This is a genomic window from Chryseobacterium sp. FH2, assembly GCF_001045455.1.
Taxonomy (GTDB): Bacteria; Bacteroidota; Bacteroidia; order Flavobacteriales; family Weeksellaceae; genus Chryseobacterium.
This window is the reverse complement of sequence record NZ_LFNE01000014.1, coordinates 47,026-62,463: the sequence shown is the minus strand read 5'-3', so window position 1 is coordinate 62,463 and position 15,438 is coordinate 47,026. Positions and strand designations below refer to the sequence as shown.

General features: G+C 34.6%; 12 protein-coding genes, 4 tRNA genes and 1 pseudogene. 12 read left to right on the top strand and 5 right to left on the bottom strand.

Annotated elements, in window-relative coordinates:
- Positions 1-133: 133 nt before the first annotated feature.
- Positions 134-2,263, bottom strand: a complete 2,130-nt coding sequence (locus ACM39_RS17540; protein WP_048512344.1) for a S9 family peptidase — start codon at positions 2,261-2,263, stop codon at positions 134-136.
- 119 nt (positions 2,264-2,382) lie between these two features.
- Between ACM39_RS17540 and ACM39_RS17535 the strand changes: the two genes are divergently transcribed.
- Complete coding sequence (locus ACM39_RS17535) at positions 2,383-2,856, top strand: hypothetical protein (protein WP_048512343.1); 474 nt, start codon at positions 2,383-2,385, stop codon at positions 2,854-2,856.
- A 12-nt stretch (positions 2,857-2,868) separates the two neighbouring features.
- Positions 2,869-3,054: a DUF6496 domain-containing protein gene (locus tag ACM39_RS17530; protein ID WP_047397622.1), complete on the top strand. Its 186-nt coding sequence runs from the start codon at positions 2,869-2,871 to the stop codon at positions 3,052-3,054.
- Positions 3,055-3,105: 51 nt separating this feature from the next.
- Here ACM39_RS17530 and glgP read toward each other — a convergent pair whose 3' ends face one another.
- Entirely contained in the window at positions 3,106-4,770 is a 1,665-nt protein-coding gene (gene glgP, locus ACM39_RS17525) for an alpha-glucan family phosphorylase (protein ID WP_048512342.1), read from the bottom strand.
- A gap of 202 nt (positions 4,771-4,972) precedes the next feature.
- Here glgP and ACM39_RS17520 point away from each other — a divergent pair, with 202 nt between their 5' ends.
- From ACM39_RS17520 to ACM39_RS17495, 5 genes and pseudogenes are all read left to right on the top strand, one after another.
- Positions 4,973-5,770 carry a hypothetical protein gene (locus tag ACM39_RS17520; RefSeq protein ID WP_048512341.1) on the top strand — a complete coding sequence of 266 codons (798 nt, stop codon included), beginning with the start codon at positions 4,973-4,975 and terminating at the stop codon, positions 5,768-5,770.
- Positions 5,771-5,931: 161 nt separating this feature from the next.
- Entirely contained in the window at positions 5,932-8,028 is a 2,097-nt protein-coding gene (locus ACM39_RS17515) for a T9SS C-terminal target domain-containing protein (RefSeq protein ID WP_048512340.1), read from the top strand.
- Positions 8,029-8,163: 135 nt separating this feature from the next.
- Positions 8,164-8,659: pseudogene (locus ACM39_RS17510) on the top strand (DUF1572 family protein).
- Between the two features lie 158 nt (positions 8,660-8,817).
- Positions 8,818-10,164, top strand: a complete 1,347-nt coding sequence (mtaB, locus tag ACM39_RS17500) for a tRNA (N(6)-L-threonylcarbamoyladenosine(37)-C(2))-methylthiotransferase MtaB (protein WP_048512338.1) — start codon at positions 8,818-8,820, stop codon at positions 10,162-10,164.
- A 51-nt stretch (positions 10,165-10,215) separates the two neighbouring features.
- Positions 10,216-11,733 carry an FMN-binding glutamate synthase family protein gene (locus ACM39_RS17495; protein ID WP_048512337.1) on the top strand — a complete coding sequence of 506 codons (1,518 nt, stop codon included), beginning with the start codon at positions 10,216-10,218 and terminating at the stop codon, positions 11,731-11,733.
- 53 nt (positions 11,734-11,786) lie between these two features.
- Here the strand turns inward: ACM39_RS17495 and ACM39_RS17490 are convergent, their stop codons facing one another.
- Complete coding sequence (locus ACM39_RS17490) at positions 11,787-12,545, bottom strand: hypothetical protein (protein ID WP_048512336.1); 759 nt, start codon at positions 12,543-12,545, stop codon at positions 11,787-11,789.
- Between the two features lie 55 nt (positions 12,546-12,600).
- On the opposite strand from ACM39_RS17490, the gene ACM39_RS17485 reads away from it, so the two are divergent.
- Positions 12,601-13,047, top strand: coding sequence for an RNA-binding S4 domain-containing protein (locus tag ACM39_RS17485; protein WP_048512335.1), 447 nt, complete (start codon positions 12,601-12,603; stop codon positions 13,045-13,047).
- 16 nt (positions 13,048-13,063) lie between these two features.
- On the opposite strand, the gene ACM39_RS17480 is transcribed toward ACM39_RS17485, so the two are convergent.
- On the bottom strand, positions 13,064-13,579 hold the full coding sequence (locus ACM39_RS17480; RefSeq protein WP_048512334.1) for a shikimate kinase: 516 nt from the start codon (positions 13,577-13,579) through the stop codon (positions 13,064-13,066).
- A gap of 114 nt (positions 13,580-13,693) precedes the next feature.
- Between ACM39_RS17480 and ACM39_RS17475 the strand changes: the two genes are divergently transcribed.
- From ACM39_RS17475 to ACM39_RS17460, 4 genes are all read left to right on the top strand, one after another.
- Positions 13,694-13,766: transfer RNA gene (locus ACM39_RS17475), tRNA-Lys, on the top strand.
- A 33-nt stretch (positions 13,767-13,799) separates the two neighbouring features.
- Positions 13,800-13,882 (top strand) — tRNA-Leu (locus ACM39_RS17470).
- A 77-nt stretch (positions 13,883-13,959) separates the two neighbouring features.
- A tRNA-Lys gene (locus tag ACM39_RS17465) sits at positions 13,960-14,032 on the top strand.
- 181 nt (positions 14,033-14,213) lie between these two features.
- Positions 14,214-14,286 (top strand) — tRNA-Lys (locus tag ACM39_RS17460).
- Between the two features lie 218 nt (positions 14,287-14,504).
- Here ACM39_RS17460 and panC read toward each other — a convergent pair.
- Positions 14,505-15,353 carry a pantoate--beta-alanine ligase gene (panC, locus tag ACM39_RS17455; protein WP_048512333.1) on the bottom strand — a complete coding sequence of 283 codons (849 nt, stop codon included), beginning with the start codon at positions 15,351-15,353 and terminating at the stop codon, positions 14,505-14,507.
- Positions 15,354-15,438: the final 85 nt, after the last annotated feature.

Sequence of the window (15,438 nt, the reverse complement as noted above, 5' to 3'; positions counted from 1 at the left end):
TTTTAATTTTAATTGATAAAATAAATTGAATTTTCCCAAAATGATTAATGATATAAATATAAAAATCCCTCTCAAAATTTTTGAAAGGGATTGTATTTTCAGGCTAAATCGGGAGAAGCCCATATTTTATTTTTTACAAATTTTCAAGAATAAAATCCGTCATTTTCTGATACAGCTGAGGTCTTGTCTGTCCGCCATAAATTCCGTGGTTTTTATCAGGATAAGCCATGAAATCAAACTGTTTTTTGTTTTGAATCAACGCTTCAGAAAATTCCATAGAATTTTGGAAATGTACATTATCATCAGCCGTTCCGTGAATTAATAAGAATTTTCCTTTTAATAAATTAGCGTATTCTGTTGGTGAGTTTTTATCATATCCATCAGCATTTTCCTGGGGAGTTCTCATAAATCTTTCTGTATAAACCGAATCATAATACCTCCAGTTTGTAACCGGTGCTACAGCGATTCCCGCTTTGAAAACATCAGCTCCTTTTGTCATCGCCAGACTCGTCATATAACCACCAAAACTCCATCCGAACATTCCGATTCTTGATTTATCGATGTAAGATTGGTTGCCGAACCATTTTGCAGCGGTAATTTGGTCTTCGATTTCATATTTCCCTAAATTCATATACGTTACTTTTTTGAATTTAGCACCTTTATAACCAGTTCCACGGCCGTCAACACAAGCAACGATGTACCCTTTTTGAACTAAATGGTTGAACCATAAAGTGTTTCCGTTATCCCAAGAATTGGCAACCTGTTGAGAACCAGGTCCCGAATATTGGAACATGAATAACGGATATTTTTTATTTTTATCAAAATTTTTAGGCTTCATAACCCAAGCGTTCATTTGATCTCCTGCTTCATTTGGTATCGTGATAAATTCTTTTTCAACAAAATTATCCGCTTTTAATTTCTGAAGCTGCTCATTATTGTTTTGGAGCTCTTTTACTACTTTTCCGTTTCCGTCTTTTAAAACAAAAGTGTAAGGTTTTGAAGCAGTAGAAGAAGTTTCAATAAAATAATTATAGTTTTTACTGAAATTTGCGGAATTATTCCCTTCTCCATTTGAAATCAACTGAGATTTTCCGTTTTCAATATTGATTTTAGAAACAACCTTATTGATACTTCCTTTTTCTGTGGTCTGAACGTAGATTTCTTTTGATTTTGGATTAAACCCATAATAATCAGTTACTTCCCAGTTTCCTTTTGTAACCTGTTTTTTCAGTTTTCCATCCTTGTCATACCAGTATAAATGGCGGTTTCCGTCTCTTTCAGAGCCCCAAAGGAAAGAATCGTCCTCTAAAAATTCCAGTGTCGGGCTGTCGGTATCAATCCATTTTTCATCCGTTTCTGTAAAAAGTTTCTGAACAGTTCCTGTTTTTGTGTTGACTTTTAAAACATCAGAGGCATTTTGGATTCTTTCAGAAGTAATCAAAACAATTTCGTCCGGTTTTGCTGTCTGTACAACATTTGGAATATAATAATGCTTGAAGTTATCTAAGTTAACTTTTGTTTTTTTACCGTCGTTTAATTGATAAATATGTGCTGAAACAACAGAGTTTTTTTCTCCTGCTTTTGGATATTTGTAACGCATCTCCTGAGGATACAAAGATTTTCCATAGATTGGAATATAAATTTCCGGAACTTCAGTTTCATCTAATTTGACGAAAACAATAGCATCAGAGTTTTTTGTCCATTCATACAATCTTGCGTGTCCGAACTCTTCTTCATACACCCAATCTGCAAGACCGTTTAATATTTTATTTTTAACTCCGTGTTCAGTTATTTGTGTAATTTTTTCTGAATTTAAATCCTGATAATATAAATTATTCTCAGAAATGAAAGCTACTTTCGTTGCATCTGGAGAGAATCTTGGTTCCTGAACCAACTTTCCGTCATTTAAACTGATTACTTTTCCCGACTTTAAATCTTTTACATCAAATTTTCCTAAGAAAGAATGTCTGTAAATCGGCTGGCTTTCCTTTAATAAAAGGATTTTAGACTCATCATCAGAAAACTCATAGCTTTCGAATTGTCCGTCAACAATATTTCCTTCCTTTTGAGAAGTTTTGTAAGAATATTTGGCGATTCCTGTAGGTTCAATAACCAAATAATTTTCACCGTTTTTCATGGAAGTGATTCCGGCAATGCCTTTTCCGCGGTAATATCCTGAATATATTTTATCTAAAGTGATTTCCTGTGCAGATAAATTTTGAAATGCCACAGCAACTGTAAGCGTTAGTAAGAATTTTTTCATTTCTAATTTTAAAAGATTTCAAATATAATAATTTTATAAATGCTAAAAAAAGCAATTTAAACTTAGCTTTTGGCAACAAAATTGAATATCATAAAGTATAATCAAATCAAATAATAATTATGGAAACGAATGCCTTTAACCAAAAACTGAACCGATATGTTTTAAATGACCAAATTATATATACCGGTTTTTCTAGTTTTAATGATGCTGAAGAATGCGCACAGAAAAAAGGGGGAACTTTGGTGGAAGTAGGCTTTAAAGATGGAAATGATAATCCCAATATTAGTGATGAAGCTGGTTTAATTGAAAAAAAGCTCCATTATTTTGTAGATGCAGGAGAGGAATATAAGTTTATTCATTCATCAGATCCGGGATTTCGGAAATATGCAGACGAACTGCAGAAAATTAAAGCAAAATTACAGCAGTCTCCGCCGGATGAGAGATATTTAGCGAGTTTTGAAATTGAAAATGCAGAAGACCCGATTATTGTGATTAAAAATGATCATTTTGAATCGGTGACTTCCAGAGAGCGTTCAAAATATTTGAAGAATGCAAATGTTTATGAAATAGGTGTAGCCTTACCAAAATCTTAAAAATAAAATATCATGAGCAAGACAAAATATTCAGAAAAGGCTCAGGACAAAGTAGGAAAAGTAATGCACGAATTCAAGGAAGGGAAACTGAAATCCTCTTCCGGAGAAAAAGTGAAAAGCAGAAAACAGGCGGTAGCCATCGGTATTTCTGAAGCTAGGGAAAAAGGTTTGAAAGTACCTAAAAAGAAAAAAGATTAATTTAAAATAAAAATCCGCGAAAGTAATTTCGCGGATTTTACTTTTTATGCTCTATCCTTGATAATTGTAAAGAATTTTATAATATTCATCTGCCATTCTATCACTGTTGAATTGATCTTTTACATCATTCATTGAATTGTGCTGAATTTTTCTCCATCTGTCCGGATTATCATAATAGGTAGGAAGGATTTCCTTTTCGAGGATTTCATATAATTTGTTTAAATCATAATTGTCCTGTTCATAAATACTCATATTCATATAATCAGCTTTTGGAACTACGAATGAGTTTTCACCGTGTTTTGCAAATTCAGGAATCCATCCGTCATCAGTTGAAAGGTTGATAGAACCGTTCATAGATGCCGTCATACCTGAGGTTCCGGAAGCTTCTCTGGGAACTCTCGGATTGTTTAACCATAAATCTGAACCTTGTTTTAAAGATTTGCTCAATGAAAGTTCGTAGCCTGTAAGAACGGCCATATTTTTATGATTTTTACTTTCTTCCACTAATGTATTAAATGTAGAAATCGCAGAATAATCCATTGGATAAGGCTTTCCTGCCCAAATAATCTGGACGGGATATTTCGGGTGGTTCAGCAACCTGTAAAATCGGTCTTTATCATGCAACAACAGATCGGCACGTTTGTAGCCTGCAAATCTTCTCGCCCAAACGATTGTGAAAACATTGGGATTAAATAAATTTCCGGTCTGGTCAGCTACAATTTTGAAAAGTCTCTTCTTTAAATGTTTTTTACGGTAATCAAATAATGTTTCATTGTTCTCGTCTTTTGCATTGTAAAGAGGTTTATCAGCCCAATATTTGAATTCTTGGGCGTTGGTAATCGAAGTTATTTCGCAAATTCCGGGATATTTACTCCACATTGCTCTGGAAACGACACCGTGAAGCTGAGAAACACCATTTGCCACTTTCGCCATTTTCAAAGCACAAAGTGAGTGATTGAAACGATCATCATCAGAACCTTCAATACTTTTTACGTCTTCCATGCTGAAACCTGAAAAATAGGACATGTCATAACACAATTTTAGATTATGTTTCTCATTTCCTGCCTCTTCCGGTGTATGAGTGGTGAAAACAAGCTTTTCTTTAACCTTGTTTATATCTCCATTGTATTTTTTCAGTAAATGAAATGCCGCGGGAAGTCCGTGAGCTTCGTTTAAATGATAAATATCTCTTTCAATATTCATCTCATCTAACAATTTTGCACCGCCTTTTCCTAATAAAATATATTGTGCAAGTTTAGTAGATTCATTGGCATCATATAATTTATGGCAGATTGTTTTTGAAATATGATCATTTTCGGGAACATCCGTTGAAAGGAAAAACATCGGTGCTGTATGAAAAATTTCAGGATCAAGATACCAAACTTTTACCCAAACCGGTGCGCTGTGAATTTCAATCTGAAACTTTATTCCTGTATCTTCAAGGAAGCTGTACATTTTTCTTGTCCATGTAGGTTGTAAAGTCTGATCATGGTTTCTTGCCTGATCATAGTAACCAAATTTCCACAGAATCCCGATTCCCACAAGGTCTTGTTGAAGGTTATAAGCACTTCTCATATGAGAGCCTGCCAAAAAACCAAGACCTCCTGAATATATTTTTAAAACCTGCTCAATGGCAAATTCCATCGAGAAATAGGCAACTTTTTTAGAATATTGAGGGGCTACGCTAAAAGGTATTTTAAAATTTTTAAAATCCATACATCACAGTTTTATATTTGAAAGGCTCAAAGGTATTAAATATGAAAATAAACTTAATGTTAATTATACGATAAATTATTTTTAAAAGTGTCGGATGAATAGTTTATTTTACTTATCTTTAAGTGTAAATTTTTGATAATCAAAAACTTCAATAAGTGATGAGAGAAGTTTTATGTGTTCCATAACGATAAAAAACCAACACATGAAAAAGGCATTTTCTGATGAAGATTTAATTAAAAATCTGAGCTTATATTACCTGAACCGACATTTGAAAAAAAAGCCGATAGAGAAGTATCACCGTACCATAGATGAATCTCCGCTTCACGACCGTGAAAAGTATAAGAAAAAAGCAGAGATTTTGTTACTGAATTCTTTTATGCATCATTTTCCTGAAGTTAAATTTGAAGATTTAACCTGTGAAAGCCCCGACTTCATTGCAAAATTCAACGACAAAAAAATTGGAATCGAATTGACTGAAGTTATCAACCATCTTGAAATGAAAAAGGTTGAAAGCAATTTAAACAAAATTTTCCGTCAGGCGGAAATAGTATTAGAACAAGAGGACACTACGAAATATCGTGGTGTTTATTTTTTAGAGTTCTACCCAAATATTAAACTAGAGACTCTGGAAAATCATGAGGAAATTATCTTAAATATCTATAAAAGTATTAAAAAGGGAAAACCTTTCGGGTGTGTAAAAAGTATAAGAAAATCTTTCCATCGTAGAAATGTTTTCATTACTCATGAATATAATATGAATCTGTTTGATGAATTATGTTCTGAAAAAATCTTGGAACTCATTGAAAAGAAAAACGAAAAATTTCCTTATTATGATACTTCTGTGGATGAATGTTGGCTTGTTATTGTTTCAGATATGAATTCTATCGCATCCCGGTATACTTTTATTCAGGATAAAGAACACTTAAATGAGGTAAAAAGCCCGTTCCATAAGATTTTTCACCTTGAGAATCTTTGCGGAAACATTACAAGTATCAAATAGCTTTTATTGTTTTTTGCTGAAAAATCGTATAATTTTAAATTTTTCACATTTAAAAGTGTAATTTTTTTTGAATATTTTTATTTTTGATTGGAAAATGTTTATATTTGATATTCGTCATTTTGATTTTATCTAAATTCTAATAACCTTGAAAAAAATTATATATGAAAAAAACTTTACTCTTTATTCTCTTATTCATATCACAAACATTTTTTTCTCAAGCGGATTGCTCAACTGCTTTGACAGTTTGTGGAAATTCAAGTATTACTTATTCTCCTACAGGAATTGGCGCTGTCAATGAGAATTTAGGCGGCTGTCTAATAACGGGCGAGCATAATTCTATATGGTATAAAATTACTATTGCGACCGGAGGTACACTTACTTTTGATCTGGTTCCCAATGATCCGAATGCAGATTATGACTGGGCAGTTTACGGCCCTAATGTTGTCTGTGGCAGTTTGGGTTCACCAATACGTTGCAACGCTGCTACTGTAATTAACGTTGGAGCCTCTACAGGATTGAATATGACGAGTACAATTACCAACGCTGCCGGTGGATCAACTACACCTTATTGTAAATATTTGGATGTTTTACCGGGAGAAACTTATTATTTATATATAGATAACTGGGTGGGAGCAGGCAGCACTACAACGGCTCCGTTTTCTTTGACCTGGGGTGGAAGTGCAACTTTGGCCTCGCCATTTACAGATCCTGCTTTACAGCCTCATCCTTTTACTCCTCCCGGTAATCCGGCGGCAAATCCTGCAGATCCTAGAGAAGTAATTGTTTGTACCAATCCTGCAATTTTTGATTTCAATTCTTTATCAGCAGGCATTATCAATAATAATCCTAATTTCCTGATAAGTTATCATACATCACAAAACGATGCGCTTTCGGGAGCCAACCCTATTTTGACACCGCAAACAGTTAATATGACGACTATATATTATTATAGTATTCATTATCTTGATCCTACAAATCCTAATAACCCTATTAATTCTTGCAGACAGGTCGGAGCTTTTAAGTTTAAACAAGGAAATATTACAGGTACGAATGTTACGCTGTATAGCTGTAATAATAACAATGCGGGAACGGCGACATTTGATCTTACGTCGGCGGCTGTATATGCAGATCCTACAGTGATTAAGAAATATTATCCTACGATGAATGCCCTTAATACCGGGACCGGCGAAATTTTAAATCCGTCTGCTTATGTTTCCGCCGAAGGCACAGTTTATGTTAAAATAACCTCCCAATATGAATGTACAGGAACTGCGGTGATTACGCTTAAATTTCATCCGGTAGTTGTGGTAAATGATGCGGCCCTGAGATCGTGCTTTATAGAAACAAACCCTGCAACGGCCTCTTTTAACCTTACTGCAGCGCTTGTAACATCCCAAAGTGGAGTTATCAAAACATATTATCCATCATTGACAGATGCTGTCAACAGCACCAATGCCATCGGAAATCCATCAGGATATATTGCTCCAAACGGGGTAGCTTATATAAAAGTTACCAATTCTAATGGATGTTATGCTATTGCCAAAGTGAGTTTAACGGTTATTCCGCCAGTTTATTCTTCTGTATTAAAAGATAAAATTATTTGTATAGAAGATAAAACGACACTGGACGCAGGAGTGGGATTTAATGGTTATGAATGGAGTACGGGGGCAACAACTCAGTCTATCAGCAATGTAGGAGTGGGTATCTATTGGGTGAAACTAAAAACTGGAGACTGTATTGCTACACAGACTGTAAAAATCATTCCTTCTGAACAGCCGGTTATTTCAACCATTGATATCGCTACGAATGTTGTTACAGTAAATATAATAGGAGGTACTGCACCTTACAAGTATTCTATGGATAATGTCAATTGGCAGGATTCGAATGTTTTCAATAATGTCACAAGAGGAGATCATACGGTATATGTAAAAGATGCTTATGATTGTGAACCTATTGATGTAGATATTGTTGTTCCGAATCTTACCAACGTTATTACGCCAAATGGTGATGGAGTAAATGATGTAATAGACTATTCGGCTTTAGGAAATAAGCAGAATTTAGTATTTAATATTTTTGACAGATACGGAACAAAAATTTTTCAGGCTGATAAACTTCGAGGGTATAAATGGGATGGTACGACTGCCGGTAAAAAGATTCCAACCGGGACTTACTGGTATTCCGTAACATGGAATGAAAATAATAAAAAGAATACGCTTATCAAATATTCGGGATGGGTCATGGTAAAAAACAGGGAATAATTTACTGTTATAAAAACAAAAAGCCGTCGCGAGAGTGTCGGCTTTTTATTTTTTTTCTGACTGTTTTGAAAGAAGTAAAGTGGATTGAATAATCTCAACATAAAAATTTTTAACTTAGATGTTCAATGTTGAATTATGAAAGATTTATTTATAAAACGTTTTGAATACTATAAAAAGCTTGGTGATAAATCATTTGAACAGCTTTCAGATGAACAGCTTTTCTGGCAATTCAATGAAGAGAGCAATTCAATTGCGGTTATTGTAAAACATATTGCAGGAAATATGCTTTCAAGATGGACTAATTTTTTAACGGAAGATGGCGAAAAACCTGAACGAAACCGTGATGAAGAATTTATCAATACTTTCGAAACGAGGCAGGAAATTCTTGATTATTGGGAAGAAGGCTGGAAATGCCTTTTCGATGCCTTGAGTCAGATTAATGATGAAAATTTAGAATCCACCATTTATATCAGAGGTGAAGCTCATTCTGTTTTAGATGCGGTTTTTCGTCAACTGGCTCATTATCCTTCATATCGGGCAAATCGTTTATGTTGCTAAAATGATGAAAAATGAGGATTGGGAAACATTTTCTATTGCAAGAAATAAATCACAAGAGTTTAATATGAAATGAAAAATAAGCTTTCGGTAAATGATTTTGATGCAAACTCTTCGCCTGTTTGTTTTCAAAATAGCTCCGAAGTTCGTGATGAATATCATCAATAGATTGAATCAATTTAGAAATAATATTAAAATTACTATCTTTGCACCCATTAAATTCAGGAGTAAATAATGTCAACTTTTCAAAGAACAGCCGCATTTCACACCCTTGGCTGCAAATTAAATTTTGCGGAAACATCTACTATTGCCCGTCAATTAACAGATGCAGGTTACGATAAGGTAAGCTTTGATGAAAAGGCGAATATTTATGTTATTAATACCTGTTCGGTAACTGAAAATGCAGATCGTGAATGTAAGCTTCATGTGAAAAGAGCTATGAAAGCCAACCCTGAAGGGTTAGTAGTGATTGTAGGATGTTATGCACAGTTGAAGCCTGAAGAAATTTCACAAATTGAGGGTGTTGATTTGGTTTTAGGAGCCAAAGAGAAATTCAATATTTTAAGTTATCTTGATGATTTGGAGAAATCTGAAAGTGAAGGTATCGTTCATTCTTGTGAAATTGAAGAAACCGACTTCTTTATCGGGAGCTACTCTATTGGAGACAGGACCAGAGCTTTTCTGAAAGTTCAGGATGGGTGTGATTATAAATGTACGTACTGCACAATTCCTTTAGCAAGAGGGATTTCCCGGTCTGATACTATCGAAAATGTATTGAAAAACGCCAAAGAAATTGCTGAAAGAGATATCAAGGAGATTGTTTTGACGGGTGTCAATATCGGTGATTATGGTAAAGGCGAGTTTGGAAACAAAAGACATGAACATACTTTCTTGGATTTAATTTCAAAATTAGACCAAGTGGATGGAATCGAAAGAATCCGTATTTCTTCTATCGAACCGAATCTTTTGAAGGATGAAAGTATCGAATTGGTTTCTAAAAGTAAAAGCTTTGTTCCGCATTTTCATATTCCGTTGCAATCGGGAAGTGATGATTTACTGAAAAAAATGAAACGTCGTTATCTTACAAAATTATATAGCGACAGAGTAAGCAAAATCCGCGAGGTAATGCCTGATGCGGCTATCGGTGTAGATGTTATCGTTGGTTTCCCGGGAGAGACAGAAGATAGATTCATGGAAACATATAATTTCCTGAATAGTCTTCCGATTACTTATTTACACGTATTCACTTATTCTGAAAGAGAAAATACGGAGGCTGCAGGAATGGAAGGCATTGTTCCTATACCTGAAAGAAAAAGACGCAACAAAATGCTTAGAATCCTTTCTGAAAAGAAAAAAATGGCATTTTATCAAACTCAGTTAGGCAAAACGCTTCCTGTCCTTTGGGAACACGAAAATAAAGACGGCAAAATGTATGGTTTCACGGAAAACTATGTGAGAGTACAAAAAGATTTTGACCAGGCATCTGTAAACCAAATTGAATTTCTGAATTTAGAAAAAATCCTGTCAGATGGCACGGTTTCTGTGCAATCTTCTTACGAAAGTTTTTTAGCAAAAGCATAGTCTCTTTGCAAAATTTCGACTAAATTTATTTTAACTTTAAATACTACATTCATGAGAGATAAGTTTTTATCTTGGGGAATTGTATTAGTCATTGCTACGTGGATTGTAGCATTGCTAATCAGAGCGCATTATTGGATACCCATTCTGCTATCCGCTTTCTATGCATTGGGCGTGTACAACGCTTATCAGTCAAAACACGCTATTTTGAGGAATTTTCCTGTCATTGGGTACTTCAGGTACTTTTTCGAGAGTATTTCACCTGAAATGCAGCAATATTTTATCGAAAGAGAGACGGACGGAAAACCTTTTCCCAGAAATCAGCGTTCTGCAGTCTACAGACGTTCAAAAAATTTGAGTGATACGGTCCCTTTTGGAACACAGTTAGAAGTTAATCATAGAAAATACGAAGGGATTAAGCATTCCATCTATGCTAAATCTCCGTCAGAAGAATTACCCAGAGTTTGGGTAGGAGGCGAGCAATGTTCGCAGCCTTATCATGCGTCATTATTTAATATTTCGGCGATGAGCTTCGGTGCGTTGAGTGACAGAGCACAGATTTCGTTAAATAGAGGTGCTAAAAAAGGAAATTTTTATCATAATACGGGTGAAGGAGGGATTTCTCCCCATCATTTGGAAGGAGGAGATCTTTGCTGGCAAATCGGGACAGGATATTTTGGGTGCAGAGATGAAGAAGGCAAATTTAATCCTGAATTGTTTACAAAATATTCAAACCTTCCAAGTGTGAAGATGATTGAAATTAAACTGTCTCAAGGAGCAAAACCTGGTCACGGAGGAGTTTTACCGGGAGTGAAAAATACCCCTGAAATTGCAAAAATCCGTCACGTGACACCAGGCATGACAATTATTTCTCCACCATCTCATTCTGCTTTTTCTAATGCTGCAGAATTGTTGAGGTTTGTTCAGCAGTTAAGAGAACTTTCAGGTGGAAAACCGGTCGGGTTTAAGTTATGTATTGGTGATACTAAAGAATTTGAAGATATCTGCGTTCAGATGAATGTGTTGAAAATTTATCCTGATTTTATTACTATTGATGGAGCAGAAGGAGGAACAGGAGCTGCACCGCCGGAATTTTCTGATGGAGTGGGGATGCCTTTGGAGCCTGCTTTGATTTTTGTTAATAGAACATTGAATAGTTATAATGTAAGAGATAAATTAAGAGTGATTGCCAGCGGAAAAGTTCTGACAAGTTTAGATATTTTACGAGCTATTGCAATGGGTGCTGATATGTGTAATAATGCGAGAGGCTTTATGTTCTCTTTAGGTTGTATTCAGGCATTGAGATGTAATAATAACATGTGCCCGACAGGAGTTGCAACACAGGATAAAATGTTGATTAAGGGCCTTGATGTGACCGACAAAGCAGAAAGAGTATACCATTTCCATAAGAATACACTGCATACCTGTAATGAATTAATCGCGGCAGCAGGAAAAAGTTCTTATGAAGAAATTGATGCTACAATGTTTATGAGAGGGGATGAGTTTGACCATTTGGCAGATTTGTATTTCCCGGATATTTTAGGAAATGTAAAGCAGAAAGCCAGGTCTTAAAAATAAAAAACGCTTCAATAATTTGAAGCGTTTTTTTATTTCTATTTAATAAATTATGGTCTTGCTTCTGTTTTGTAAACTTGGAAGTTGAAAACAAAAGTTCTGTTTCTGAAAGAATATCCACTATAATTATAATGTGAATCTCTCGCAAAAGCAGCTCTTGAAGGAACAATAATTACTCCTTGTAAGTTATAAGGAGCTCCATTTCCTTGGTCAAATGCCTTGAATTTTTGCAAAGCTTCGTTATAACCTTCAATTACATAGTAGCTTGGTTGTTTTGCAGCATCTGTGGAAGCATCTGTAATTAAAGGATCTTGCTCAGATATGTAATAAAACTTAGGATCTACCACGGGAGAACCAGAACCATCAACTGTATTGTAACCGGTCATATCTACAGGCGAAATAAAGGCTACCTCACCGTTTGTATCTGCTGCAAGATAAGTTTTAGCTCTCATCATAGTAGTTGTAATGTCTGTAGCACCGATTGTTTTACCTGGATTGCTTGGGTCAATATCTATAGGCTGTGCCCCTGGTCTTACAATGTATACAACTCCTGAAGCCAGTTTTATTGGGTCTAATTCAGATAATTTTTTATAATGATCATCTGCAGTATCTGTTGCACTGAATGTTTTTATATTTCCCTGAGTATCCAAATAATTTGCATCTAAAAACTTTTGGATAGACTGATCGTCATACGAATTTTGTGTTGCAATGTCTTCTGGCTCAACATAAGTAGCCGTATCATCATCATCTTTTTTACATGCAGTGAAGCACAATGAACCCGCAAGGATATATAAAAATATTTTTTTCATTTCAAAAAACTTTAATTACTTTACAAATAATATAACGGCAAAAGTATAAAAAATTATGAGAATAGATAAATTTTTATGGAGCATTCGTTTTTATAAGACGAGAAGTATTGCAGCAGAGGAGATTAAAAAGAACAGAGTTTCTATAGGAACGTCTGCCGTAAAGTCATCAAAAGAGGTAAAGGAAGGGGATGTAATTAAGATCAGAAAAAATCAAATTGACTATAAGATTAAAGTTCTCCAGATTCCGAAAAGCAGAATGGGAGCCAAGCTTGTTCCGCTTCATATCAAAGATGTGACAGATAAAGAACAATACGAATTATTAAAACTTCGTAAAGCCTCCCAAAATTACTATAGAATAAAAGGAGAGGGAAGGCCCACCAAAAAAGACAGGCGTGATATCGATGGTTATGCTGAAAATGATGTTGAAAGCGATTTTACAGACTGGGATGATTTCTTTGGCGAAACAGGTGACGATTCTGAAAACCAGAAAAATGAAGATTAATTTAAAATAAAAAGCTCTAGTGATAGAGCTTTTCTATTATTTCAGCAGCGATAGCTTCAGGTGTACGTGCATCTGTATTGATACTAAATTGTGCTTTACTGTAAAATTCGTTTCTTTCGAATAAATGTTTAGCGATAAACTCTGGAAGATTTTCATCAGAAATATTTGCAATTAATGGTCTTTTTTCTTTCTGTTTTGAAAGCCTCTCTGATAAAGTAGCAACAGAAGCTCTTAAAAATATACTTTTAGAGTTGTGATTAATAATTTCCATGTTATTATAATAAACCGGAGTTCCTCCACCCAGGCTTAAAACTACATTCTCCTCGCTCGCCAGTATTTCTTCCAACGCCTCTCTTTCTAGCTTTCTAAAGTAAATTTCTCCCTTTTTTTCGAAAATTTCAGGAATGGTTAATTTATTTCGTCTAAAAATCTCTTTATCTAGATCAATTAATTTAAAATTTAATTTTTCGCTTAATATTTTGGAAATGTGAGATTTGCCACACCCCATGTATCCGACCAGTGAAATTATCATGAATTTTTTTTAAACAAATTTGCGAAAAAGTTTTGAGATAAAGAAAAAACTCATATCTTTGCACCACTAAAAATGAGGGACATTATTACAGTGTTAATCATTGATAAAGTGGCCGACTCGGTAGCTCAGCTGGTAGAGCAATACACTTTTAATGTATGGGTCCTGGGTTCGAATCCCAGCCGGGTCACTAGCAAGAAATTACTGGATTTGTAATTTTATTGCCTGCGTGGTGAAATTGGTAGACACGCCATCTTGAGGGGGTGGTTTCCTAAGGATGTGCTGGTTCGAGTCCAGTCGCAGGCACACTGCAGAAAAAAAAATAAAATAATTCGTATGATTAATTAGGATTTAATTCTATATTTATCATTACAATTGTGGCCGACTCGGTAGCTCAGCTGGTAGAGCAATACACTTTTAATGTATGGGTCCTGGGTTCGAATCCCAGCCGGGTCACAAGTTTACTGAAAAGTAAATTTTTTTCATATTAATATTTTGTGATTTGGTGTTTCAAAGGCTTCCGCAAGAAGCCTTTGATTTTTAAAAATAAATTTTGCAGGAACAAAAAATAATGTATCTTTGCATCTCTTAAAAAATGAAAGGCATTTTTAAAATGTATTTCGTTGACAAAGTGACCGACTCGGTAGCTCAGCTGGTAGAGCAATACACTTTTAATGTATGGGTCCTGGGTTCGAATCCCAGCCGGGTCACAAGTTTACTGAAAAGTAAATTTTTTTCATATTAATATTTTGTGATTTGGTGTTTCGAAGGCTTCCTCAAGAAGCCTTCGATTTTTTTGCTCTAAGATTATGAATCTGAAATTTTTACGATTGATCTATTTAATTGGATAAATTAAAAAGTGCTGTTTAGTAAATAAACAACACGAAATTTTGGATGAAAATTATTTAAATCTTAAAAATATCCTGAATTAGTCCAAATGCATATTGTCGATCAGTCTGACTCCATCTACAACGACTACGATAAATGCTCTGAAATTTCTGTCTTTATAGAAAAAATCAGTTTCTTTTAAAGTGTCTTCATCTGCAATCAGGAAATATTCTAGTTGCATTCCTTGCTGATTGTCAAAAATATCCTGTACCCTCAGTTTTATTTCGGGAATGGTAATGACCCTGAACCAATCATTCACCTTTTTTAAGGTCTCATAAATGACTTTTGATGCCTCTTTTCTGTCTTCATGCAATCTTTGATTCCTTGAGCTTAAAGCTAATCCGTTTTCTGCTCTATAAATTGCAACTCCTTGTATTGTAACCGGAAGTTTTTTCTTTTCAACCATTTTTTTAATAATAGCTAATTGTTGAAAATCTTTTTCACCAAAATAAGCATTGTCTGGTTTTACTTGTCTGAAAAGTTCTTCTACCACCGTTCCTACCCCGTCAAAATGACCCGGCCTTGATTTTCCTTCCATTTCATTTTCCAGCCCATCAAAATCGTAATGTTGACTTTCTGCTTTTTCAGGATAGATATCAGCCACTTCCGGAATATAAACTGCATCTACCAATTCCGAGTTTTGAAGGATTAAAATATCTCTGTTGATATCTCTAGGGTACTTTTCTAAGTCTTCAGAATTGTTAAATTGAGTGGGGTTTACAAAAATTGAAGAAATTACAAGATCATTTTCTTCTTTTGCTTTTTTATAAAGTGATAAATGCCCGTTATGTAAAGCTCCCATTGTAGGTGCAAAGCCAATTCTTTTGCCCATTTCTTTCTGTCTTTCAATGAAATCCTGAAGAGTTTTCTTATTTTTTAAAACTTCCATAGTTTATTTTAATAGTATTTCAAAAATACTAAAAATATCATATAATTAAGTGTGGTTTTGATAATTTGAAAATAGATATTTTCGT